Source organism: Pseudomonas oryzihabitans (assembly GCF_006384975.1).
Taxonomy (GTDB): domain Bacteria; phylum Pseudomonadota; class Gammaproteobacteria; order Pseudomonadales; family Pseudomonadaceae; genus Chryseomonas; species Chryseomonas psychrotolerans_B.
Genome location: NZ_CP021645.1, coordinates 5,246,049 through 5,268,371, shown reverse-complemented (window position 1 = coordinate 5,268,371; position 22,323 = coordinate 5,246,049). Strand labels below are relative to the sequence as shown.

23 protein-coding genes and 1 riboswitch are annotated in these 22,323 nt (G+C 64.4%); of the genes, 7 read left to right on the top strand and 16 right to left on the bottom strand.

What is annotated here, in order from left to right:
* Positions 1-13: 13 nt before the first annotated feature.
* Positions 14-208: riboswitch (cobalamin riboswitch) on the bottom strand.
* 99 nt (positions 209-307) lie between these two features.
* The 4 genes from CCZ28_RS23720 to CCZ28_RS23705 all read left to right on the top strand — a co-directional run bounded on the left by CCZ28_RS23720 (position 308) and on the right by CCZ28_RS23705 (position 2,849).
* Positions 308-637: a four-helix bundle copper-binding protein gene (locus tag CCZ28_RS23720; RefSeq protein WP_140221165.1), complete on the top strand. Its 330-nt coding sequence runs from the start codon at positions 308-310 to the stop codon at positions 635-637.
* A 142-nt stretch (positions 638-779) separates the two neighbouring features.
* Complete coding sequence (locus tag CCZ28_RS23715) at positions 780-1,148, top strand: YggL family protein (protein ID WP_058762447.1); 369 nt, start codon at positions 780-782, stop codon at positions 1,146-1,148.
* A gap of 120 nt (positions 1,149-1,268) precedes the next feature.
* Complete coding sequence (locus CCZ28_RS23710; RefSeq protein WP_140221164.1) at positions 1,269-2,102, top strand: metallophosphoesterase family protein; 834 nt, start codon at positions 1,269-1,271, stop codon at positions 2,100-2,102.
* A gap of 129 nt (positions 2,103-2,231) precedes the next feature.
* Complete coding sequence (locus CCZ28_RS23705) at positions 2,232-2,849, top strand: DedA family protein (RefSeq protein ID WP_140221163.1); 618 nt, start codon at positions 2,232-2,234, stop codon at positions 2,847-2,849.
* A gap of 1 nt (position 2,850) precedes the next feature.
* Here the strand turns inward: CCZ28_RS23705 and CCZ28_RS23700 are convergent, their stop codons facing one another.
* From CCZ28_RS23700 to ttcA, 9 genes are all read right to left on the bottom strand, one after another.
* Positions 2,851-5,097, bottom strand: coding sequence for a xanthine dehydrogenase family protein molybdopterin-binding subunit (locus tag CCZ28_RS23700; protein WP_140221162.1), 2,247 nt, complete (start codon positions 5,095-5,097; stop codon positions 2,851-2,853).
* Positions 5,094-5,579: a (2Fe-2S)-binding protein gene (locus CCZ28_RS23695; protein ID WP_140221161.1), complete on the bottom strand. Its 486-nt coding sequence runs from the start codon at positions 5,577-5,579 to the stop codon at positions 5,094-5,096. Before CCZ28_RS23695 ends, CCZ28_RS23700 begins: the two co-directional genes overlap by 4 nt.
* 2 nt (positions 5,580-5,581) lie before the next feature.
* Complete coding sequence (locus CCZ28_RS23690; RefSeq protein ID WP_140221160.1) at positions 5,582-6,808, bottom strand: c-type cytochrome; 1,227 nt, start codon at positions 6,806-6,808, stop codon at positions 5,582-5,584.
* A gap of 316 nt (positions 6,809-7,124) precedes the next feature.
* A complete protein-coding gene (locus CCZ28_RS23685) occupies positions 7,125-7,445 on the bottom strand; it encodes a hypothetical protein (RefSeq protein WP_058762453.1) in 321 nt (106 codons plus the stop codon).
* Positions 7,446-7,499: 54 nt separating this feature from the next.
* Positions 7,500-8,033 carry a C40 family peptidase gene (locus CCZ28_RS23680; protein ID WP_140221159.1) on the bottom strand — a complete coding sequence of 178 codons (534 nt, stop codon included), beginning with the start codon at positions 8,031-8,033 and terminating at the stop codon, positions 7,500-7,502.
* A 96-nt stretch (positions 8,034-8,129) separates the two neighbouring features.
* Positions 8,130-8,795, bottom strand: coding sequence for a C40 family peptidase (locus tag CCZ28_RS23675; RefSeq protein ID WP_140221158.1), 666 nt, complete (start codon positions 8,793-8,795; stop codon positions 8,130-8,132).
* Positions 8,796-8,864: 69 nt separating this feature from the next.
* Positions 8,865-9,629: an SIR2 family NAD-dependent protein deacylase gene (locus tag CCZ28_RS23670; RefSeq protein ID WP_140221157.1), complete on the bottom strand. Its 765-nt coding sequence runs from the start codon at positions 9,627-9,629 to the stop codon at positions 8,865-8,867.
* Entirely contained in the window at positions 9,626-10,297 is a 672-nt protein-coding gene (locus CCZ28_RS23665) for a DNA-3-methyladenine glycosylase I (RefSeq protein WP_140221156.1), read from the bottom strand. The genes CCZ28_RS23670 and CCZ28_RS23665 overlap by 4 nt, the downstream gene beginning before the upstream one ends.
* Positions 10,297-11,121, bottom strand: coding sequence for a tRNA 2-thiocytidine(32) synthetase TtcA (gene ttcA, locus CCZ28_RS23660; RefSeq protein WP_140221155.1), 825 nt, complete (start codon positions 11,119-11,121; stop codon positions 10,297-10,299). The genes CCZ28_RS23665 and ttcA overlap by 1 nt, the downstream gene beginning before the upstream one ends.
* 97 nt (positions 11,122-11,218) lie before the next feature.
* On the opposite strand from ttcA, the gene CCZ28_RS23655 reads away from it, so the two are divergent.
* Together CCZ28_RS23655 and CCZ28_RS23650 are read left to right on the top strand one after the other, a co-directional pair.
* Positions 11,219-11,839 (top strand): DNA-J related domain-containing protein, encoded by a 621-nt coding sequence (locus CCZ28_RS23655; RefSeq protein ID WP_140221154.1) that lies wholly within the window; start codon positions 11,219-11,221, stop codon positions 11,837-11,839.
* A gap of 19 nt (positions 11,840-11,858) precedes the next feature.
* The gene (locus CCZ28_RS23650; protein ID WP_437179182.1) at positions 11,859-12,362 is read left to right on the top strand and encodes a SprT family zinc-dependent metalloprotease; all 504 of its coding nucleotides are present in this window, start codon (positions 11,859-11,861) and stop codon (positions 12,360-12,362) included.
* 53 nt (positions 12,363-12,415) lie between these two features.
* Here the strand turns inward: CCZ28_RS23650 and CCZ28_RS23645 are convergent, their stop codons facing one another.
* Positions 12,416-13,153 carry a dienelactone hydrolase family protein gene (locus CCZ28_RS23645; protein ID WP_058762461.1) on the bottom strand — a complete coding sequence of 246 codons (738 nt, stop codon included), beginning with the start codon at positions 13,151-13,153 and terminating at the stop codon, positions 12,416-12,418.
* A gap of 198 nt (positions 13,154-13,351) precedes the next feature.
* Positions 13,352-15,256: a molecular chaperone HtpG gene (gene htpG / locus CCZ28_RS23640; protein WP_140221152.1), complete on the bottom strand. Its 1,905-nt coding sequence runs from the start codon at positions 15,254-15,256 to the stop codon at positions 13,352-13,354.
* Positions 15,257-15,457: 201 nt separating this feature from the next.
* Between htpG and CCZ28_RS23635 the strand changes: the two genes are divergently transcribed.
* Positions 15,458-15,739, top strand: coding sequence for a hypothetical protein (locus CCZ28_RS23635; protein WP_140221151.1), 282 nt, complete (start codon positions 15,458-15,460; stop codon positions 15,737-15,739).
* 57 nt (positions 15,740-15,796) lie between these two features.
* Here the strand turns inward: CCZ28_RS23635 and brnQ are convergent, their stop codons facing one another.
* From brnQ to odhB, 5 genes are all read right to left on the bottom strand, one after another.
* Positions 15,797-17,140 (bottom strand): branched-chain amino acid transport system II carrier protein, encoded by a 1,344-nt coding sequence (brnQ, locus tag CCZ28_RS23630; protein ID WP_140221150.1) that lies wholly within the window; start codon positions 17,138-17,140, stop codon positions 15,797-15,799.
* A 204-nt stretch (positions 17,141-17,344) separates the two neighbouring features.
* Positions 17,345-18,232, bottom strand: a complete 888-nt coding sequence (sucD, locus tag CCZ28_RS23625; protein ID WP_058762465.1) for a succinate--CoA ligase subunit alpha — start codon at positions 18,230-18,232, stop codon at positions 17,345-17,347.
* Entirely contained in the window at positions 18,232-19,398 is a 1,167-nt protein-coding gene (gene sucC, locus CCZ28_RS23620; protein ID WP_058762466.1) for an ADP-forming succinate--CoA ligase subunit beta, read from the bottom strand. The genes sucD and sucC overlap by 1 nt, the downstream gene beginning before the upstream one ends.
* A 183-nt stretch (positions 19,399-19,581) precedes the next feature.
* Positions 19,582-21,018, bottom strand: coding sequence for a dihydrolipoyl dehydrogenase (gene lpdA / locus CCZ28_RS23615; protein WP_058783748.1), 1,437 nt, complete (start codon positions 21,016-21,018; stop codon positions 19,582-19,584).
* Positions 21,019-21,098: 80 nt separating this feature from the next.
* Positions 21,099-22,319 carry a 2-oxoglutarate dehydrogenase complex dihydrolipoyllysine-residue succinyltransferase gene (gene odhB, locus CCZ28_RS23610; RefSeq protein WP_058762468.1) on the bottom strand — a complete coding sequence of 407 codons (1,221 nt, stop codon included), beginning with the start codon at positions 22,317-22,319 and terminating at the stop codon, positions 21,099-21,101.
* Between the last annotated feature and the right edge of the window lie 4 nt (positions 22,320-22,323).

The window sequence follows — 22,323 nt, the reverse complement described above, 5'->3', positions numbered from 1 at the left end:
CCTCCGCATCGCCGAGATGAACGCAAGCGTGGCCGGTCTCCGGGCTCGTGAGGCGATGCCCGCGGGCATCCGCTGCGCCCCTTCCCGGCCGGGGCCAGTGGGTATCGCGCAGCTACTACTCAACTACCGTTGCGGGGGCAGCGCCGGCTCGACCGGCTTCCCTGTTTCACCCCGGCAAAGGCGGGGCACCACGTGCAAGCGCGCAGGGTACGGACTACCCGGAAGAGCGTCAATCGATCGCACCGCTAGAACTCGGCGCCCTGCGTCTGGGTCCACCCTGAACCCCTAACCTGCCAGGAGATACCGGATGACCGATTCCACCCTCGCCGCCTGCATCAAGGCCTGCCTCGACTGCGCTGCTGCCTGCGAAAGCTGCGCCAGTGCCTGTCTGGGTGAAGCCAATCTGGACATGATGCGCGACTGCATCCGCCTGGATCGCGACTGCGCCGACGCCTGTTGCCTGGCCGCCACCTTCATGCAACGCAACAGCGACCGCATCGCCGAAGCCTGTGCCCTGTGCCTGGCCACTTGCCGCGCCTGCGCCGCCGAGTGCGGCAAGCACAAGGCCGAGCACTGTCAGGCCTGTGCCCGGGCCTGCGAAGCCTGCGCCGAGGCCTGTGCGGCCATGGCCGCCTGAGATCGCCACCACGACCTGAGCTGCGCGCCTGGGTCGCAGGCGAATCCGCCCTGCCGCGCGCCCATCCGGGCGGGCGGCATTGGCATTAACCGGCCACGCCAGGGATAATGCCCGCCCTTTCATCGATATCCAGGCCTACGCCATGACCGATACCAACCAAGATCCCCGTTTGAGCCGCATGAAGCGTCGCCTGCGCAAGAAGCAGTACCTGGGCGAATTCCAGGAACTGGCCTTCGAAATCAAGGTGAGCTTCAAGAGCGAACTCAGCGAAGACGATCTGGACACCTTCCTCGGCGACTTCATCGACTACGTCGAAGAGCGCAAGCTGGACTACATCGGCGGCTTCGACAACGCCTGGGTCGAAGGCACCATCATGGCCAACAAGCGCTACACCTCGCCCACCGCGGAAGATCGCACCGCGCTGCTGGATTGGCTAAAAGCCCGCGCCGAAGTCGGCGAAGCCAATGCCTCCGAGCTGCATGACGCCTGGCATCACGACGGCGAAGTCTGAGCATTATCGGAAAGGTGCCTGGGCATCGGCGACTTTTCCGATAAGCCCAGAGTAGTCCTCGCCGGATAGCTTGGCGCCCGTTGCGGTCGTAAAGGGGAATCCGTTGGAAACCAGGTCCTCATGACGACCCTTCTGCAAATCTCCGATACCCACTTCGGCACCGAGCAACCCGCCGTGGTCGCGGCCCTGGAAGCCCATGTCCGCGAACACGGCGCCGATGTCCTCATCCTCTCCGGAGACATCACCCAGCGCGCCCGCCGCGAGCAATTCGCCGCCGCCAAGATCTTCGTCGAACGCCTGGAAAGCTACGGCATTCCCCGCACCCTGGTGATCCCGGGCAATCACGACCTGCCGCTGTACAATGTCTTCGCCCGCTTCCTTACGCCCTATGGCAACTATCGTCGCCATTTCGGCCAGGACCTCGAGCCCAGTTTCGAGAACGACGAGTTGCTGCTGGTCGGCCTCAACACCACCGCCCCCCGGCGCCACAAGGATGGCGCGGTGAGTCTCGAGCAGATCGAGCGCGTGGCCGAACGCCTGCACCGCGCCGGCCCTGGCAAGCTGCGCATCGTCATCGCCCATCAGCCCTTCGGCGCCCTCGAACTCAGCGACCTGAGCAACCTGCAGCACAACGCCGACCAAGCCCTGGCCACCTGGGCCGATGCGGGGCTGGACCTGGTGATGGGTGGCCATATCCATCTGCCCTATGTGCTGCCCCTGAGTCGGCAATATCCCACCTTGCCCCGCGAGGTCTGGATCGTCCAGGCCGGTACCGCCCTCTCCTCCCGGGTTCGCGGCACTTCACCCAATTCCTTCAATCGGCTGTTGGTCGGCGAAGGCGCGGAAAAGACCGTGGATGTGGAGCGCTGGGATTTTCAGGGCGATCGCTTCGTGATCGGCGAACGCCATGAATTGCGCTGGCAAGCAGCCCAGGACGCCCTGGCAGCGACCTGAGGCGCTCGCCTGGGCGCGTCTATTGCGCGCTCCTACGCACTTTCGACCATGGAAATTGATTCAAGCTGTTGAAACGGCTGACGGTTGACGGGCGCCGCGTAGTCTTAGGATTTTCGGCAGGAGCGGCCCATGGAATCCTTGACTCAATCATTGCTTGGCTTCATCGAAACCCACCAGGCCTGGGCGCCGTTGATCGTCGGCCTGCTCGCCTTCGGCGAGTCCCTGGTGTTGCTCGGCGTCTTCATCCCGGCCACCGCGCTGATGCTGGTGGTCGGCGGTCTGGCTGGCTCGGGTGTGCTGGCCCCGGTGCCGCTGGTCCTGGCGGCCATCATTGGCGCCATCGTCGGCGACATCTGCTCCTATATCATCGGGCGCTGGCTCGGTCCCAGCATCGTCCATCGGCCGCCCTTCCGCCGCTATCGCAAGCAGGTGGCCAAGACCCGGCTGTTCTTCCGCCGCTACGGCTTCTTCGCGGTGTTCGGCGGTCGCTTCCTGACCATGATCCGCAACACCGTGCCCCTGGTGGCCGGGATGATGGCCATGAACCAGCTGCGCTTCCAATCGGCCAACGTGCTCTCCGCCATCGTCTGGGCACCGCTGATGATGGGTCCGGGGTACCTGGCGGCCAAGGGCGCCAACCACTTCAGCTTCGCCGGCAACGAGGCGCTGTGGATCGGTGCTGGGGTGGTGGCCCTGCTGGGTGCGGGTGGCGTGCTGTTCTTCAAGCAGCGCCTGAGACGCGCCTGAGCTAGCCCCGAGCGGCCAGCGCCTCGCGCAGCCGCTCGCGGGTCAGGGGCACCTCGCGTAGGCGCAAGCCGGTCGCCGCGGCCACGGCATTGGCGATGGCCGCGGGAATGGCCGCCGTGGTGGCCTCCCCGGCACCCACCGCAGGCTGTTCCGGGCGGTCGAGCAATTCCAGCTCCAGTTCCGGCAGTTCGTCGAAGGTCAGCGGCGGATAGGCGCCCCACTCCAGGCTGGTCACCCCCTGCTGATCGAAGCGCACCGCCTGCTTGAGCGTACGGGCGATCCCCTGCACCACACAGCCTTCCAGCTGATTACGCAGCCCATCGGGATTCACGATCAAGCCGCAATCGTGCGCCACGGTTATCCGGGTGACCCGCACACCCGTCGTCCGGCTCACCGCCACCTCGACCACGGCAGCCACATAGGCGTTCTCGTTTTCATAGCGTAGAAAGGCCATGCCCTGCCCGCTCACGAGACTGCCATCCCAGCTGCCCGTGCGCGCCAGCGGAGGTTGCCAGCCGGCCTTGGTCGTGGCGGCCTGTAGCACCGCCCGCGCCCTGGGGTCCTGCAGGTAGCGCAGGCGGAATTCCAGCGGATCGACACCCGCCGCCAGCGCCAGCTCATCCATGAAGGATTCGTTGGCGAAGGTATTGCCGACCGCGCCCAGGGCCCTCAGCGCCGAGGGTCGCAGCGGCGAATCACCCGCCTCCAGCCAGTGGGTCGCTACCTGGATATTGACCAGGTCGTAATCCAGCGGCGCATTGCGATTGCCGCCACCGCGACCACCCTTGAGCGGCAGGCTATAGGCCAGTTGCCCGGCGAGCAGGGCCGCAGCGCCGGTCTGGCCATTGGGGCGGGTCAAATGGGTCGGCGTCCAGTTGGCGAAGCGCCAGACGAGCAGATCGCCGGTTTCGCTCAGACCACCCGCCAGGCGCATGAGCATCGCCGGGCCCTTGGGATTCCAGCCGTGCTCGTCGGCCCGGCTCCATTGCACCCGCACCGGTCGGCCGCACAGCTTGGACAGCAGCGCCGCATCGGCCGCCGCGTCGTCGGCGCCGTTGTGGCCATAGCACCCGGACGCCTGCTGGTAGATGACGTGGATGCTGTCTGCCGGCAGTTTCAACAACTCCGCCAAGGCAGCGCGTAGCTGATAGACACCCTGGGTGCCACTCCAGACGGTGGCGCCATCCGCACTTACGTCGGCCACCGCGCAGGAGGGGCCGATGGAGTCGTGATTCTGGTAGGGCCAGCGGTACTCGGCTTCCAGCCGCTGCGCCGCCTGTTGCAATTCCAGCTCGACGTCGCCCGCCTCCTGCTGCACCTCGGCCGGTCCGGCCTTGGCTTGCAGGTGGTCATAGAGTTCGCCGGGCAACGGCAGGTCCGGCACAAGGTTCCACTCGACCTTCAACGCCGCCGCTCCTTGCCGAGCCAGCCACGGCTGCTCCGCCAGCACCGCGACGAAGGCGCCCTCGTACACCAGCTGCGCTCCAGCGGGCAGCGCGCTGGCATCGATGCCACGGATGCTCACCCCGGCCAGCCGCGCCGAGCCGGTACAGGGCGGCCGCACCACGCAGCCGTGCAGCATCCCGGGCAGGCGCAGGTCGTGGACATAGGCGAAGCTACCGAACAGCTTGGCCGGGATGTCTTCCCGCGGCACCGAGGTGCCGACCAGGCGATAATCCTTGACCGCCCGGGTCCGCACGCCCTGGTTGACCAGCCGTCCCAGTGGTCGCCCGCCGACCAGCTCGCCATAGCTGACGAAACGCCCGGTGGGATCGCCGCGATACACCACACGGCCATCGACCGTGTCTACCACCGCCAGATCCAGCCCCAGGCGTCGCGCCCCTTCCAGGAACAGGAACTGCCGGGCACTGGCGGCGGCCTTGCGTAATTGCGCGCCGCCCACCTGCAGACTCTTGCTGCCGGCGGTGATGCCCTGGTCGGGAGTCAGCCGGGTATCACCCTGGATCAACCGGGTGGCGGCAAAGGCCACGCACAGTTCCTCGGCGACTATCTGGCGCAGCGCCGTGCTGACGCCCGTGCCCAATTCCACCTTGCCGCTGTAGACCGTGACCTGGCCCTCGGCGTCCACCGCCAGCCAGGCATCCAGTTGTCGCTCATCGAGGGTCTTGGCCAGGCCGGCCAGGTCGACGGGCGCCTGCAGCACCTGGGCCCTGATCGGTCGCTGCAGGCTGAAGCCCAGCAACAACACCGCGCTGCCGCCGAGAAAGGTGCGTCGCGACAGCGTCATGCCGGAGCCTTCCCGCCGTCGCGCAGCAACACAGCCGCCCGCTTCACCGCACGCAGGATGCGATAGTGAGTGCCACAACCGCAGAAATTAGCCGCCAGCGCCTGGCGGATCTGGGCATCGCTCGGCTCGGGCACGCGCTCGAGTAGCGCTCGGGCGGTCATCACCATGCCGGGGATGCAATAGCCGCACTGCGCCGCCTGCTCTTCGATAAAGGCCTGCTGCAAGGCATGGGGCGCCTCGGGCGTACCCAAGCCTTCCAGGGTCAGCAGCTCTCGACCGACGAAGGACGCCGCCGGCAGCAGACAGGCCCGCACCGGCTTGCCATCCGCCAACACCGTGCAGGCTCCGCATTCGCCCAGACCACAGCCGAACTTCGGTCCCTTGAGACCCAGCTCGTCACGCAGGGCATCCAGCAAGGGCATGCGCGGATCGACGTCGAGTGGGCGCGTCTCGCCGTTGACCCTGAGTTCAATGGCCGCCACCGCTATTTCTCCCGTTCCCGTGCCGCCCCCACGTCCTCGGGACGGATGTCGGCGGCATGGCCGCCGAAGCGGCGGCCGATGTAGGTGGCCAGATCGGCAATCTGGCTGTCGCTGAGCAGATCCCGATAGGCTGGCATGAAGGCATGCTCGGTGCGTCCCTGGCGGTCGAGTCCGTCGAGCAGCACCCGGATCAGATTGGTCCCCGTGGGATCGCGCACCGCCGAATAATTACTGAAGGAACGCGGGTACGGCCCGGCCGGCCCGCGATCATCCGGCGCATGGCAGCTGGCGCAAGCCGACTGCAGTAACGCGGCGCTCTCCGCTTCGGCGGCACTGAGCGTCCCGGCTTCGCCCGGCGGCTGTACTTCCGCCCGCGCCGGCACCGCGCCAGGCTGAGCCGGCAAGGTGCGCAGGTAGGCGATCAGGGCGCCGAGATCGGCGTCGTTCAGATAGCGGGTACCACCGCTCACCACCTCGGCCATGGGGCCCGCCGCCACCGCCTCGCCACGTTGATGGCCTTCGCGCAGATAGCTGGCGAGCTTGGCATCGCTCCAACCGCCTAGGCCGCGCGGGTCGGTCGTAAGATTCCAGGCGGTCCAGCCCTGCTGGGTCGCCCCGGCATAGGCGCGGCCGCTGTCGAGGCCCTGGCTCCAGGTACGAGGGGTATGACATTCCTGGCAATGCCCCACCGCTTCGGCCAAATAGGCGCCCCGGGCCACCTGCGCATCCGCAACGGCCGGCAGCGGACCCGGCGTGAAATTCAACCACTTCCAGCCGCGGATCAGCGCCCGTTGGTCGAAGGGAAAGCGCAACGCATTGGCGGGCGGCGCATAGGGCACCGGCCGCTGGATCCGCAGGAAGGCGAAGATGGCGGCGACGTCTGCGTCGCTCAGGCGGGTATAGGCCGTGTAGGGAAAGGCCGGATAGAGCTGCTCGCCGTCGCGGCCGAGCCCCTCGTGCAGCGCCCGGCGAAACTGCTCCGCCGTCCAGTCACCGAGTCCGTGCTGACGATCCGGCGTGATGTTGCTCGAATAGAGGCGGCCGAACGGCGTATCGAAAGCGACCCCGCCCGCGAAGGGCGCGCCATCGGGACGGGTATGGCAGCCTTGGCAGTTACCCAGGCGAGTGAGGTATTCACCACGAGCCAGCTCAGCCTCGTCTGCGCGGGCCAGCCCAGCGGAACCCAGAAGCAGCACCCCCGCCAGACACGGCAGGGCAAAGGATCTCATCGACTCTCCTCATGAGGTCGAACCGGACCAGCCGGTTCTGCCTTAGCTTTGCCGTCATCCTAATCGCAGCGACAGCCAGCCGTGGCGCACAACCCCGGAGCTGGGATGCAGGCGACAATTTTGGTCATGACCCTTGCGCTGGTCTTTACATTTCCGCCGACAGCCGACTCACTTCAAACCCCCACAGCAGAGGCACCCTCATCCAGAGCGCCGGCAGCCACGCAGACTCCCCGCGGCCTTGATTAACACCTACCACCCCACTCAGAAAATGCAGGAAAAACCCTACCAAAGGACCATGCTAAAGGGGTGGTATTATTCAACGTTTGGGCACAAAGCCATCGGGCTTGGCCGCCAGCCAGTCGACGAATTGGCGGATGCGCGCATCGCTGAGCAGCAGTTCGCGGCTGTTGTATTCCAGCGCCAGGGTCTTTTCGTCGAAGGTCTGGTGGATATGGTTGTGGCAGGGTCGGCAGACCCAAAGGGTGGCGGTGATGCGGCTGACGCGGTCGAACTTCTTGCGCACGTAGGCCTTGTCATGCAGCGAGCGGGGGATCAGGTGATGGCGGGTGAGCGGCGCCGCCCGACCGCACAACTCGCAACGAGCCGGCTGGGGCGGCAGACGTATCGCCTGGGGCATGAGGGGCTCCGCTCGGGCTGGATGCCTATTCGAGCGGTCCGGACGGAACGGGGTTCAATAGCCGCCGGCGAGGCTCGGCGTGACCAGTACCCGCTTGGCCTGCAGGTAGCTCTTCTGCCAGTAGGGCTTGGCCAGACTGTCCAGCCGCACCGTACCGCCGGTACGAGGTGCATGGACGAAACGCCCCTCCCCTACGTAGATGCCGGCGTGACTCACCTCGCGCCCGCCCGCGGTGGCGAAGAAGATCAGGTCACCGGGCTGCAAGGCGTTACGCGCCACGTTGGGCGACCCCAGGCTGATCAGCTCGCGGGTCGAACGCGGCAAGGTCACACCCGCCGCATCGCGATACACGTAGCCGATCAGACCACTGCAATCGAAACCACCCGCAGGGGTATTGCCACCATAGCGATAAGGCGTGCCGACTAGACCGATGGCGCGGAACAGCACATCGTTGGCCGCCTGGGCTTGGCTCTCTAGCATGGGCCGGGAGACGACCGGTGCTGGAGCGGGTGCCTGGGGCGGGCTGCCGGCGCAGGCGGCCAGCAACAGAAAGGCGCAATACAATCCTAGGCGAGCCGCATGCGGCATGGGGAAGATCCTTAGTTATCCATCGATCACCGCCGGCCTGCCACGCAGCACCGACGGGTCCTCGAGACGCACCGGCGACGATCGCCTAGGTACGTCTCAGCGCAGTACGCGCTTGCCTTCCAGGAAACTCACCTTCCAGTACTGTTCGTCCAGGCTGTCCACCCGCACGCCTCCACTGCGACGACTGGAGGAATGGATGAACTTGCCGTCGCCCATGTAGATACCGGTGTGACTGACCCGACCACGGCCGTTGCTATTGAACAGCAACAGATCGCCGGGTTCCAGATCGTTCTTGCTCACCACCGGTACTTCGAGGTTGATGATCTCGCGGGTCGAGCGCGGCAGCGTCATGCCGGCTCGCTCGCGGAACACGTAATTGACGAAGCCACTGCAATCGAAACCGGCCAGGGTGCTGCCGCCACGACGATAGGGGGTACCCACAAGCTGGGTCGCGCGATTGAGGATTTGGTCCGCCAGATTCGGCAGCGCCTGGCGCGGGCCGACTTCACGCTCCCAATCGAGCCGGTACGGCGACTGGGTATGGGGGAAGACCGGGCGTTGCGAATTGCCTTGGCTTTCCACGGCGGCCGGTTCGAGACCATTCGCAGCCGAGCCATGCAAGGAGGCGGTCTGGAAGGTCCGGGAAGGGCCAGTGTGATCTTGATTGACGACGGAGTCCGGGCTTTGCGGTGCACTCGCGCAAGCGGCGAGCAAGCAAACCAGAGACAGGGGCACGAGGGGTGCGAGGCGAATCCTTGGCATGGGCACGACCGTGTCGTTTTTTCAAAGTTTCGACACCTTGCCGACCTGAGTCACAGATGGCAAGTTTTTTTATCGCTCCGTGTGACTCAAAAGCCAAGGAAGGACGTCTACGGCCCTTTTTTCGATCTGAACGGTCGCCGAGTCGCTAAGCGACGAGCGGTCGGGATTGATCTCGATGAGATGGCCGTACGCGGCCAGGGTCCGGGTGATGGGTTCCTGGATATAGGCAAAGGCCGCCGTGGTGCCTACCGCGATCACCAGGTCGAAGCCACCGTCCAGGGCCTGCCGCAGGCGCTGCAATTCCATCACCGGCAGCGCTTCTTCGAACAGCACCACGGGAGGACGCAGGATCCCGCCACATTCCGGGCAGCGCGGTGGCAGCGCTCCATCCAGATAGGCGGGAGAATTCGCCACTGCCTGGCTACAGGTCATGCACGCCAGCGGCTCCAGCTGACCGTGGATCTCGATCAGCCGCTCGGGCGGGTAGCCCGATTGACGATGAAAGCCATCGATGTTCTGGGTCAGCACCCAGGCGGCAGGCTGGCGTCGACCGAAGTCGGCAATGGCCTGATGCGCCGCGTTCGGTGCAGCCGCGACGCAGGCGCGCCCGATTTGCGCCAGATACCGCCAGCAGATGTCGGGACGCTGCCGCAGCATGCTGCCCGAGAGCGCCGCCTCGATGGGGACACCCTCGTCGGTGAGGCCGTTGTACAGCCCGCCCAGCCCACGATAGGTCGGTAGTCCAGAATCGGCCGACAAACCAGCCCCGGTGATGAACAGCACGCGCTCGGCCCGCTCCAGCAGCCGCCGGGCGCGCGCCAGGGTGTCGCTCAATGATTCACCGTCAGGGCCAGCATCACCGACAGCTGGCACAGCGGCCGACCGCTCTGCTCCTGCCAGAGATTGAAGGCCTCCTGCATTTTCTGCCGGTCGCGCCTGGCGGTAGGCGCCTTGTCGAGGATATTCTGCGCCTTGAGCGCAGCCACCACGTCATCGGTCGCCAGGAAGGTGTCCTTGCCGGCCATGCGCAGGAAACGCTGGGCGGACAGACCGCCCAGCTGATTGCCGCGCTTGGTCAGCAGCTCCCACAGCCCGACGATGTCCTGCTCGGGCCACTCGGCCAGCAATTGGCCGAAGCTGCCGTGGCTACGCTGAAAATCGAGCACCATCTGGGCATTGAGCGGCACGCTGCGCAGCTTGCCCAGGTGCCGGATCAGCCGGGCGTCCTGCATCAGCCGCTCCAGTCGCTCACCGCCCATGAGTACCACCTTCTCCGGATCGAAGCCGAAGAAGACCTCCTCGAAGGCCGGCCATTTGGCATCCACCAGGCTGTGCTTGAGCCCGGCGCGGAAGATCCGCCGGGTCAGCAGCGACAGGTAGCGGTCATCGCCGACCGCTTTCAAGGTCGCGGCGTCCACCGGGCGCGGCAGGCGCGCCTCCAGCGCCGCGGGGGAGCCGCAGCGATTCAGGGCGTACTCGTGCAGCCAGGCGTAATCCCGCATCAGAGATTCATCACCTGGACGAAGCGCGGCGTCGCGTTGTCATCGACCTTGAGACTGGCGAAGTCGAACAGTTCGCGATCGGCCAATTGCGACGGCACCACGTTCTGCAGGGCGCGGAACATGATCTCGGTACGCCCCGGCGTCTTGCGCTCCCATTCCAGCAGCATCTCCTTGACCACCTTGCGCTGCAGGTTTTCCTGGGAGCCACAGAGGTTGCAGGGGATGATCGGGAACTCGCGCAACACCGCGTAGGCTTCGATGTCCTTCTCGCTGCAATAGGCCAGCGGGCGGATCACCACGTTGCGACCATCGTCGGCGCGCAGCTTGGGTGGCATGGCCTTGAGGGTGCCGCCATGGAACAAATTGAGGAAGAAGGTTTCTACCATGTCGTCACGATGATGGCCGAGCGCCATCTTCGTCGCGCCGATCTCGTCGGCGAAGGTATAGAGAATGCCCCGGCGCAGGCGCGAGCACAGCGAGCAGGTGGTCTTGCCCTCCGGGATCTTTTCCTTCACCACCGAATAGGTATCACGTTCCAGAACGTGATATTCGACGCCCAGTTCCTGCAGGTACTGGGGTAAAACGTGTTCAGGGAAGCCCGGCTGTTTCTGATCGAGGTTGACCGCCACGATCTCGAAGCGAATCGGCGCGACCTTCTGTAAATAGAGCAGCATGTCGAGCAGGGTGTAGCTGTCCTTGCCACCGGACAGGCAGACCATCACCTTGTCGCCGTCCTCGATCATGTTGTAGTCGGCGATGGCTTCGCCGGTAAGACGGCGCAGACGTTTCTGCAGCTTGTTCTGGTTGACCGAAAGGGTGCCCATGGATGAATCCGCGAAAGGAAAAAACGAAAGGCCGGCATTTTACGCGCAAAGCGTCCCGCGCCCTACCCCGAACGTCAGCCAGGAGCGACCAGCGACCATGAACGACGCCCAGGATCTCATGGCGGCGCTGCACCGCGAATTGCTGCAAGCCCGGACCAGCCTGTCCGAATACGAGTTGCTGCAAGCCTTGCGCCGGGCCGGCTCGCCGCTGGTGCCGCCCAGCCCGGTCACCGACAACTACGAACTCTTTCGCCTGCATTTTCGCGTCTTCAATGCTCTCTACCGGCTCCGCGACCGGCTGCGCGCGGAAGAGCGCGCCGAATTGCTCATCAGTGCGCTACGCATCGAATTGCGCCCCTACCTAAGGGCCAAGGCCGGTCTGACCGTCGCCGATCCGCTACGTGCCTATTATCTGGACCTCACCCACCTGGAAATGACCACGCCCGAAGACGTGGCCAATCTGCTCAATCATTTCTGGGCCCTGGTGAATGGTGAGTCCGAACTGCTGGACGCCTTGCGCCTGCTCGGCCTCGATCGTTCGGCCGACTATGGCCAGATCCGCCGACGCTATCGGCAACTCGCCAGTCGGCATCACCCGGACCGCGGCGGCAGCACGGGACGGCTGCAGGCCATCAATGCGGCCATGGATACCCTGAGGCGGCACTACGGCCACCAGCCGACCGCGGACGCTAGGGAGCAGGCACGAGCTTCGGCATAATCCCCTTCCTCGCCAGAGGTTGCCCATGCCTGAACAACTCAAAGACCGGGTCGAAGACTGCTATCGGCAGGCCGAGGCCTTCTTCCAACGTCGCTTTCCCCGTCCCGAGGTAAGCCTGGCCCTACGTGGCCAACGCGCCGGAGTCGCTCATCTCACCGAGAATCGGCTGAGATTCAACCAGCTGCTCTATCAGCAGAACCGCAGCCATTTCCTCGAGCAGACCGTCGCTCATGAGGTGGCTCATCTGGTGGCGCATCAACTGTTCGGTGGGGCCATTCGCCCCCATGGCGAGGAATGGCAATTGATCATGCGCGGCGTCTATGGACTGCCGCCGGATCGCTGCCATACCTACGAACTGCCGCAACGGGCACGCACCCTCTACCTGTATCGCTGCAGTTGCCCGGATGGGCGCTTCGAATTCACTGCCCAGCGCCATGCCTTGGTCCACAAGGGCCGACGCTATCTATGCCGGCGTTGCCGGGCACCGCTGAGCTACGCCGACGAGGTCATCCGCAGCGAATGACCTTGCTGGCCCGCCGAGGTCAATGAAAAACCCGGCAGGTGTCGGACCAAGGCTCAGCCCCGCGCGAAGACCTCATCGAACAGGTTGTGCATCGCCAGGAAGGCACGCTTGGCCACCACCGGGTGATACTGCTGTTTGCCCGGATTGTTGGCCGCGGGATCAGTGAAGGAGTGCACCGCGCCGCCATAGCTCAGCAGTTGCCAATCCACCTGAGCGGCGTCCATCTCCTGACGGAAGCCAGCGAGTTGCTCGTCCGGCACCAGCGGATCGGCGGCGCCGTGCAGCACCAGCACCGGGCCGGTGATGCGCGCTGCATCGGCGGGCGTGGGCGTATCCAGATTGGCGTGGAAGGTCACCACGGCGCTCAGCGCCGCGCCATCGCGTGCCAGTTCCAGGGCCGCGCAACCGCCGAAGCAGAAGCCGATGGCGGCGATCTGATGGACGTCCACCGCAGCGCTTTCCGCCTGGGCGACCAGCGCGGCATAGGCCGCCTGCATGCGCTGACGCAGCAGGCCACGGTCGCCGCGGATCGGCGTCATGGCCGCCAGGGCTTCGTCGGCATTCTGCGGACGCACGTCCCGGCCATAGAAATCGACCACCAGATAGGCCAGGCCATCGGCCTCGGCCAGTTGCTTGGCCTGCTCCACGGCGCCATTGGAGACGCCCATCCAATTCGGCGCGAACAGCACGCCCGGCCGGGTGGGATGACCGCTGGTGGCGTACACCAGTTGGCTCTCGAACGGCTGGCCGTCGATTTCGTAGGGAACGGGTTTTACAGTGACATCGACCATGGGGTCCTCCGGAGCGTAGATAGAAAGAAGCCCGCCTAAGATCCTGTTCAAAGCCTGCTGCGCGTCGGCCAAACTGCGTTGAAAAGACCTTCGGAATGCTCATTTACCATGCGTAAACTCCGCTTCCTCAGGTCTTTTCGCCTTGTTTGTCTCTAGCTCGCGAGGCTTTTAACAGGCCCTAAACGGGCTTCTGCATCTTTAAGCGGACAATTCCACCAGCAATTTGTTTAACCGGCGGACATAGGCGGCCGGATCCTTGAGGCTGTCGCCCGCGGCCAGCGCGGCCTGATCGAACAGGATGTGCGACAGGTCGGCGAAGCGGTCTTCATCGGGCTCGCCGTCGAGCTTCTCGATCAGCGGATGCTGCGGATTGATCTCGAAGATCGGCTTGGAGTCCGGTGCCTTCTGGCCGCTGGCTTCCAGGATCCGGCGCATCTGCAGGCCGAGGTCCTGCTCGCCGATGGCCAGGATTGCCGGCGAATCGGTCAGGCGATGGGACACGCGTACCTCGCTGACCTGGGCGTCCAGGGCCTGCTTGAGACGCTCGACCAGTCCTTCCTTGGCCTTGGCCACCTCTTCCTGGGCTTGCTTGTCTTCTTCGCTATCCAGCTTGCCGAGGTCGAGATCGCCACGGGCGACATCGACGAAGTGTTTGCCGTCGAACTCGGTGAGATAGCTCATCAGCCATTCGTCGATGCGATCGGTCAGCAGCAGCACCTCGACACCCTTCTTGCGGAAGACTTCCAGGTGCGGGCTGTTCTTGATCTGGGCGTGGCTCTCACCGGTCAGGTAGTAGATCTTGTCCTGGCCCTCCTTCATCCGGCCAAGGTAGTCGGCCAGGGAAACGTTCTGGGCATCGTCGCCATTGTGGGTCGAGGCGAAACGCAGCAGGCCGGCGATCTTCTCGCGGTTGGCGAAGTCTTCTGCCGGACCTTCCTTGAGCACCTGGCCGAAGTGGCCCCAGAACGACTGGTACTTCTCCGGCTCGCTCTTGGCCAGCTTCTCCAGCATGTCCAGCACGCGCTTGGTCAGTGCCGACTTCATGGAGTCGATCACCGGGTCCTTCTGCAGGATCTCGCGGGAGACGTTCAGCGACAGGTCGTTGGAGTCCACCACACCCTTGATGAATCTCAGGTACAGCGGTAGGAACTGGTCGGCCTGGTCCATGATGAAGACGCGCTGCACATAGAGCTTGAGGCCCTTGGGCGCTTCGCGCTGGTAGAGATCGAAGGGTGCACGGGCCGGCACGTACAGCAGCGAGGTGTATTCGAGCTTGCCCTCGACCTTGTTGTGGCTCCAGGTCAGGGGATTCTCGAAGTCATGGCCAACGTGCTTGTAGAACTCCTGGTAGTCCTCGTCCTTGAGTTCGGTACGCGGACGGGTCCAGAGCGCGCTAGCGCGGTTGACGGTTTCCCATTCCTGCTCGGCGGGTTTTTCCTCGTCGCTGCCGTGGTGTTCCTTGGGCAGCTCGATGGGCAGGCCGATGTGGTCGGAGTACTTCTTGACCACGTTACGCAGCCGCCAGCCATCGGCGAATTCGGTTTCCTCAGGCTTGAGGTGCAGCACGATACGGGTACCGCGCTCGGGCTTGTCGATGGTCGCGACCTCGAACTCCCCTTCGCCCTTGGACGACCAGCGCACGCCTTCCGACGCGGGATGGCCGGCACGACGGGTATAGACATCGACCTGGTCGGCGACGATGAAGGCCGAGTAGAAGCCCACACCGAACTGGCCGATGAGGTTGGAATCCTTCTTCTGGTCACCGCTGAGGTTCTTCAGGAAGTCGGCGGTGCCGGACTTGGCGATGGTGCCGAGGTGGGCGATGACTTCCTCGCGGCTCATGCCGATGCCGTTGTCTTCGAGGGTGACGGTGCCGGCTTCCTTGTCGAAGCTCAGGCGAATCTTCAGCGTATCCCCGCCTTCGAGCAGTTCGGGCTTGGACAGCGCCTCGAATCTGAGCTTGTCGGCCGCGTCGGAGGCGTTGGAAATCAATTCGCGCAGGAAGATTTCCTTGTTGGAATACAGCGAGTGAATCATCAGGTGAAGCAGCTGCTTCACTTCGGTCTGGAAGCCTAGGGTTTCCTTTTGAGTCTCCACACTCATGCTACGAACTCCGCAATCGATAGATACGCGCCAGCCGCTCTGGCGATGACGCGGAGATGGGGGCGCCACACGACATTTCAACCTTCATCGACCCGGTTCGCGATACAGGTAGGAATTTGCACAGAGCTTACATTGGGCGAGGAACTTAGCTTTTGCCGGTGCGTTCGAACGGCTGTCGTGTAGTTCATAAGGAGAAAACACATGAAAAAGCCCTTCGCCATCGCCCTGCTCTTCACTGCCGCCTTCGGCCTCGCCGCCTGTGACAAGCCTTCCGAAAACAAGGCTCAGGATGCTGCCAAGACCGAACAGAAAGCCCAGGAAAATCTGAACAAAGCCGCAGAGCAGAGCAACAAGGCTGCTGAGCAGCGCAACGAAGCCGCCAACGAGGCTGCCAAGGAGCAGTCCAAGGGCGAAGCCACCTCGGTGAATCCGGCCACTGGCACCACCAACGGCACCGCCCCGGCTACCCAGCCCAAGCCGTAATTGGATTGGCTATGAAAAAGCCCGCTGATGCGGGCTTTTTTGTGGCTGAGTGCCGAGTCAGGAGCGCGAGGGACGCACCTCGCCATCAACCTCTTCCGCAACACCCTTTGGCCGCAGACTTTCCAGCACCAGGGCCACAACTCCCACCACTACCGCTGGCAATAGCCAACCCAGGCCGGAGTCGGCCAGGGGTAGCCACTGCACGGCGGCATTCAGATAGGGCACTGCCAGGTGAGCGGCCTGCAGACCATCGAGAATACCGAAGGCCAGCGCCACCAGCAGCACCGGACCGATGATGCGGCCAGGCGCCGCCCAGCGCGAGCTGAAGAAGCTCAGCACCACCAGGGCGATGCAGGGCGGATAGATGGCAGTCAGGATCGGTACCGAGACCTGGATCAGTTGAGTCAGCCCCAGGTTGGAGACCAGCAGCGAGAAAGCCGCCAACAGGACCACCAGGCTGCGATAGCTGAACGGCAGGAATTCGCTGAAGAATTCCGCGCAGGCGCAGGTCAGGCCCACTGCCGTGACCAGGCAGGCCAGGGTGATCAATACCGCGAGGAAGTCGCTGCCAAGGCTGCCGAAGGTGTGCTGCACATAGGCATGCAGGACCTCGGCACCATTGCTGGCGTGGGGCACCAGAGCGCCGCTGCCGGCGCCGAGCTGGAACAGGCTCAGATAAACCAGTACCAGGCCGACCCCGGCGATCAGGCCGGCGATGATGGTGTAGCGCGTCAGCAATTGCGGCGCGGTCACGCCCCGCGCGCGGATGGCGTTGACGATGACGATGCCGAACACCAGGGCGCCAAGGGTATCCATGGTCAGATAGCCGTTGACGAAGCCCTGGGACAGCGCCCGCGAGGCGTACTCGGGCGCCGCGGTGGCGGGCCCGCCTGCCGGCCAGAACAGCGCGGCGCCACCCAGCACCGCCAGCGCCAGGATCTTCAGCGGGCCGAGGAAGCGTCCCACGGTGTCGAGCAGGCGCCCCGGATAGAGGGACACCACCAGCACCACCAGGAAGTACACCAGGCTGTAGAGGAACAACGGAACCGGACCACTGCCCAGCAGCGGTGCGACGCCGACCTCGAAGGACACCGTAGCGGTTCGCGGCGTGGCGAACAGCGGTCCTACCGAGAGATAGCAGACGATGGCCAACACCCGGGCGGCCGTGCGCCCCAGGGGTTTGCTGAGGGCATCCATGCCACCACCGACGCGGGCCAGAGCGATCAGGGTCAGCACCGGCAGGCCAACCGCGGTGAGCAGAAAGCCCAGCGCGGCGCTCCAGACGTGTTCGCCGGCCTGCAGACCGACAATGGGGGGGAAGATGATGTTGCCCGCGCCGACGAACAACGCGAACGTCATGAATCCGAGGGCCAGGACGTCCCGGCTTTGCAAAGCTTTCATGGAAGGCAGTACCAGCAATGAGGAAAACGGAGCAGCCCGCCCTCTTGGGAGCAGGTCTTGATAGCGCCACGCCGTGGCTGATGGAGCGGAAGGTTGTCATCCTAACGAATTACCGGCGAAAAGGCAGCCGGCAGGCGATGAGGCGTCAAGGCGCCCACAACGAAAAAGGCCGCCCGAAGGCGGCCTCTTTCCAATCAGTCAGGCTCAGGCCTTCTTGACTTCCCAACCGGTCAGCTCGGCCAGGGCCTTGCCGATGTCAGCCAGGGAACGCACGGTCTTCACACCGGCGTCCTGCAGGGCGGCGAACTTCTCGTCCGCAGTGCCCTTGCCGCCGGAGATGATGGCGCCGGCGTGGCCCATGCGCTTGCCGGGCGGAGCGGTGACGCCCGCGATGTAGGACACCACCGGCTTGGTCACGTTGGCCTTGATGTAGGCCGCGGCTTCTTCCTCGGCGCTGCCACCGATCTCGCCGATCATCACGATGGCTTCGGTCTTCGGATCGTCCTGGAACAACTTCAGGATGTCGATGAAGTTCGAGCCCGGGATGGGGTCGCCACCGATGCCCACGCAGGTGGACTGGCCGAAGCCGGCGTCGGTGGTCTGCTTCACGGCTTCATAGGTCAGGGTGCCGGAACGCGACACGATACCGACCTTGCCCGGCAGGTGGATGTGACCGGGCATGATGCCGATCTTGCACTCGCCGGGGGTGATGACGCCGGGGCAGTTCGGGCCGATCAGGCGTACGCCCAGCTCGTCGCACTTCACCTTGGCATCCAGCATGTCGAGGGTGGGGATACCCTCGGTGATGCAGACGATCAGCTTGATGCCACCGAAGGCGGCTTCCAGGATGGAGTCCTTGCAGAAGGGAGCCGGAACGTAGATCACCGAGGCATCGGCGCCGGTGGCTTCCACGGCTTCCTTGACGGTGTTGAACACCGGCAGGCCCAGGTGGGTGGTGCCGCCCTTGCCGGGGGTCACGCCGCCGACCATCTGGGTGCCATAGGCGATGGCCTGTTCGGAGTGGAAGGTACCCTGGCTACCGGTGAAGCCCTGGCAGATGACCTTGGTGTCTTTGTTGATCAGGACGCTCATTACTTACCCTCCGCGGCCTTGACGACCTGCTGGGCAGCGTCGGTAAGGCTGGTTGCCGCGATGATGTTCAGGCCGCTTTCGGCCAGGACCTTGGCACCGAGTTCGGCGTTGTTGCCTTCGAGGCGAACCACGACCGGCACCTTCACGCCGACTTCCTTCACGGCACCGATGATGCCTTCGGCGATCATGTCGCAGCGCACGATGCCGCCGAAGATGTTCACCAGAACGGCCTTCACGTTGCTGTCGGACAGGATGATCTTGAACGCTTCGGTCACGCGCTCTTTGGTCGCGCCGCCGCCGACGTCCAGGAAGTTGGCCGGCTTGCCGCCGTGCAGGTTGACGATGTCCATGGTACCCATGGCCAGACCGGCACCGTTGACCATGCAGCCGATGCTGCCTTCCAGGGCCACGTAGTTCAGTTCCCACTTCTGCGCATGGGCTTCACGGGCGTCGTCCTGCGACGGGTCGTGGAAGGCGCGCAGCTTGGGCTGACGGTAGATGGCGTTGCTGTCGATGTTGATCTTGGCATCCAGGCAGTGCAGGTTGCCGTCCTTCTTGATCACCAGCGGGTTCACTTCCAGCAGCGCCAGGTCGTAGTCCTGGAACAGCTTGGCCAGACCGACGAAGATCTGGGTGAATTGCTTGATCTGGTCACCTTTCAGGCCCAGTTGGAAAGCCAGGTCGCGGCCCTGGTAGGGCTGAGCGCCCACCAGCGGATCGATGGTGGCCTTGAGAATCTTCTCCGGAGTGTCGTGCGCGACCTTCTCGATATCCACGCCACCTTCGGTGGAAGCCATGAACACGATGCGGCGGCTGGAACGATCGACCACGGCGCCCAGATAGAGCTCCTTGTCGATGTCGGTGCAGGATTCGACCAGGATCTTGCTGACCGGCTGACCGTTGGCGTCGGTCTGGTAGGTCACCAGACGCTGGCCCAGCCACTTGGCGGCGAATTCCTTGGCTTCTTCTTTGCTCTTGACCAGCTTCACGCCACCGGCCTTACCGCGGCCACCGGCATGTACCTGGGCCTTGACGACCCACTCGTCGCCGCCGATACGGCCGCAAGCCTCGTAGGCCTCCTGGGGGGTGTCTACAGCGAAGCCTTTGGAAACGGGCAGGCCGTATTCAGCGAACAGCTGCTTACCCTGATACTCGTGGAGATTCATGCTTGTCTACCGTCTTCGTTGGGTATTGCGCATTAGACGCTGTGCGTTCTCCGAGCCGTCCTCCGGACGGTCGCGGGCACCGCGCCACCTGTGACCCCTACTGCGCAGGGGTCCGGAGCGCCTTCCTGCGGTGGAGCCCAAGGGCTCCACGGCGGTCGGCGACCCCGTGGTTCTATCAATCTCTTAACGCTTCTTGCGATTCACGGCGTGGATCGCATGACCGTTCACCGCCAGAGCCGCTTCGTGCAGCGCCTCGGACAGGGTCGGGTGCGAGAACACCATCATGCCCAGGTCTTCGGCGCTGGAGCCGAATTCCATGGCGATGGCGCCCTGCTGGACCAGCTCTGCCGCGCTCGGGCCGACCACATGGACGCCCAGGACGCGATCGGTCTTGGCATCGGCCACGACCTTGACGAAGCCGGCGGTGTCATTGGCTGCCAGAGCACGACCGCTGACCGCGAAGGGGAAGGTACCGACGTTGACTTCGACACCTTCGGCCTTCAGGGCCTGCTCGGTCTTGCCGACCCACGCGATTTCCGGGTGGGTGTAGATCACCGAGGGCACCAGATCATAGTTCATCTGGGCCTTGTGACCGGCGATGCGCTCGGCGACCATCACGCCCTCTTCCGAGGCCTTGTGCGCCAGCATCAGGCCACGTACGCAGTCGCCGATGGCATAGACGCCCGGCACGCTGGTGGCGCAATAGTCGTCGACGTAGATGTAGCCACGCTCGTCGCTTTCCACGCCGCTGTCGGCTGCCAGCAGGTCGGTAGTGACCGGACGACGGCCCACGGCAACGATCAGGCGATCGAAGGTGATCTGCTTCTCTTCACCGCCTTCGGTGTAGTTGACGGTGACTTCCTCGCCGTTGACCTGAGAGCCGGTCACCCGGGCACCCAGACGGATGTCTAGACCTTGCTTGGAGAGGATCTTATAGGCTTCCTTGGAGACCTGGTCATCAGCGGCGACCAGGAACTTGTCCAGGGCTTCCAGCACGGTGACTTCGGCACCCAGGCGGGCCCAGACCGAACCCAGTTCCAGGCCGATGACGCCGGCACCGATCACGCCCAGACGCTTGGGCACGCTCTGGAATTCCAGGGCGCCGGTGGAGTCGACGATGACCTTCTGGTCCACCGGAGCCGGCGGGATGTCGATGGGACGCGAGCCGGAGGCCAGGATGACGTTCTCGGCCTCGACCACCTGCACGTTGCCGTCCAGGCCGGTGACTTCGACCTTCTTGCCGGACAGCAGCTTGCCGTTACCTTCCAGCAGGGTCACGCCGTTCGCCTTGAACAGGGTAGCCACGCCGCCGGTGAGGTTCTTCACGATCTGGTCCTTGCGGCCGATCATGGTGGGTACGTCGATGGTGACGTTCGGCGCATCGATACCGTGCACCTTAAAGCCCTCGTGGGCCTCATGGTACTTGTAGGAGCTGTCCAGCAGCGCCTTGGATGGGATGCAGCCCACGTTCAGGCAGGTACCGCCCAGGGCGATCTTGCCTTCCTTGCCCTTGTAGCGCTCGACACAGGCCGTCTTCAGGCCCAGCTGCGCGGCGCGGATGGCGGCCACGTAGCCACCAGGGCCGGCGCCGATCACCACTACGTCGAATTTGTCGCTCATACACTAATCCCCTTGGAGCAGCTTCAGGCATGGAAACTTGAAGCGGTGCGTGGCCCCTGCCCCGCACCGCGAGAGCCGGATCAGATGTCCAGCAGCAGACGGGCCGGATCTTCCAGCAGGTCCTTCATGGTGACCAGGAAGGTCACGGCTTCCTTGCCATCGATCAGGCGATGATCATAAGACAGGGCAAGATACATCATCGGCAGGATGACGACCTGGCCGTTCACCGCCATGGGGCGTTCCTGGATCTTGTGCATGCCCAGGATCGCGGTCTGCGGCGGGTTGACGATGGGGGTGGACAGCAACGAACCGAAGACACCACCGTTGGAGATGGTGAAGGTACCGCCCTGCATGTCTTCCATGGTCAGCTTGCCGGCCTTGGCCTTCTTGCCGAAGTCGGCGATGGTGCCTTCCACTTCCGCCAGGCTCATGAACTCGGCGTTGCGCAGCACCGGAACCACCAGGCCACGGTCGCTGGACACGGCCACGCCGATGTCCTGGTAGCCGTGGTAGACGATGTCGTTGCCGTCGATGGAGGCATTGACGCCCGGCTGACGCTTGAGCGCCTCGGTAGCGGCCTTGACGAAGAAGGACATGAAGCCCAGACGCACGCCATTGTGCTTCTTCTCGAACATGTCCTTGTACTTGGAACGCAGGTCCATGATCGGCTTCATGTTGACTTCGTTGAAGGTGGTCAGCATGGCCATGCTGGACTGGGCTTCAACCAGGCGCTCGGCGACCTTGGCCCGCAGACGGGTCATGGGCACGCGCTTCTCGGTGCGGTCGCCCGCAGCGGTCACCACCGGAGCGGCGGCAGCGGCAGGCTTGGCAGCCGGAGCGGCAGCGCCGGACTTCTTGGCCTCGACAGCGGCGACGGCGTCTTCCTTGGTGACGCGACCACCCTTGCCGGTACCGACCAGGGTGGCCGGATCGATGCCGTTCTCTTCGGCGATCTTGCGCGCGGCAGGGGCCAGGATCGGATCCTCGTCGCTACCAGCGGCCGCCGGAGCGGCTGCCGGGGCACTGGCAGCCGCCGGCTGAGCGGCCGGGGCGGCAGCAGCGGCGCCCTCCTGGATGCGAGCGATGACTTCTTCGCTCAGCACGGTATCGCCTTCGTTCTTGATGACTTCGGCCAGGACACCATCGGCAGGAGCCACTACTTCCAGGACGACCTTGTCGGTCTCGATGTCCACCAGCAGCTCGTCACGCTTGACGGCCTCGCCCGGCTTCTTGTGCCAGGTGGCGACGGTGCCATCGGCGACCGATTCAGGGAAGGTAGGGGCTTTGATCTCGATAGCCATTCTA

Bases quoted from the DNA above. Each gene is read 5' to 3' on its own strand.
- CCZ28_RS23720 (WP_140221165.1), top strand. From the start codon at position 308: ATGACCGATTCCACCCTCGCCGCCTGCATCAAGGCCTGCCTCGACTGC.
- CCZ28_RS23715 (WP_058762447.1), top strand. From the start codon at position 780: ATGACCGATACCAACCAAGATCCCCGTTTGAGCCGCATGAAGCGTCGC.
- CCZ28_RS23710 (WP_140221164.1), top strand. From the start codon at position 1,269: ATGACGACCCTTCTGCAAATCTCCGATACCCACTTCGGCACCGAGCAA.
- CCZ28_RS23705 (WP_140221163.1), top strand. From the start codon at position 2,232: ATGGAATCCTTGACTCAATCATTGCTTGGCTTCATCGAAACCCACCAG.
- CCZ28_RS23700 (WP_140221162.1), bottom strand. From the start codon at position 5,097: ATGACGCTGTCGCGACGCACCTTTCTCGGCGGCAGCGCGGTGTTGTTG.
- CCZ28_RS23690 (WP_140221160.1), bottom strand. From the start codon at position 6,808: ATGAGATCCTTTGCCCTGCCGTGTCTGGCGGGGGTGCTGCTTCTGGGT.
- CCZ28_RS23685 (WP_058762453.1), bottom strand. From the start codon at position 7,445: ATGCCCCAGGCGATACGTCTGCCGCCCCAGCCGGCTCGTTGCGAGTTG.
- CCZ28_RS23680 (WP_140221159.1), bottom strand. From the start codon at position 8,033: ATGCCGCATGCGGCTCGCCTAGGATTGTATTGCGCCTTTCTGTTGCTG.
- CCZ28_RS23675 (WP_140221158.1), bottom strand. From the start codon at position 8,795: ATGCCAAGGATTCGCCTCGCACCCCTCGTGCCCCTGTCTCTGGTTTGC.
- CCZ28_RS23665 (WP_140221156.1), bottom strand. From the start codon at position 10,297: ATGCGGGATTACGCCTGGCTGCACGAGTACGCCCTGAATCGCTGCGGC.
- ttcA (WP_140221155.1), bottom strand. From the start codon at position 11,121: ATGGGCACCCTTTCGGTCAACCAGAACAAGCTGCAGAAACGTCTGCGC.
- CCZ28_RS23655 (WP_140221154.1), top strand. From the start codon at position 11,219: ATGAACGACGCCCAGGATCTCATGGCGGCGCTGCACCGCGAATTGCTG.
- CCZ28_RS23645 (WP_058762461.1), bottom strand. From the start codon at position 13,153: ATGGTCGATGTCACTGTAAAACCCGTTCCCTACGAAATCGACGGCCAG.
- htpG (WP_140221152.1), bottom strand. From the start codon at position 15,256: ATGAGTGTGGAGACTCAAAAGGAAACCCTAGGCTTCCAGACCGAAGTG.
- CCZ28_RS23635 (WP_140221151.1), top strand. From the start codon at position 15,458: ATGAAAAAGCCCTTCGCCATCGCCCTGCTCTTCACTGCCGCCTTCGGC.
- brnQ (WP_140221150.1), bottom strand. From the start codon at position 17,140: ATGAAAGCTTTGCAAAGCCGGGACGTCCTGGCCCTCGGATTCATGACG.
- sucD (WP_058762465.1), bottom strand. From the start codon at position 18,232: ATGAGCGTCCTGATCAACAAAGACACCAAGGTCATCTGCCAGGGCTTC.
- sucC (WP_058762466.1), bottom strand. From the start codon at position 19,398: ATGAATCTCCACGAGTATCAGGGTAAGCAGCTGTTCGCTGAATACGGC.
- lpdA (WP_058783748.1), bottom strand. From the start codon at position 21,018: ATGAGCGACAAATTCGACGTAGTGGTGATCGGCGCCGGCCCTGGTGGC.
- odhB (WP_058762468.1), bottom strand. From the start codon at position 22,319: ATGGCTATCGAGATCAAAGCCCCTACCTTCCCTGAATCGGTCGCCGAT.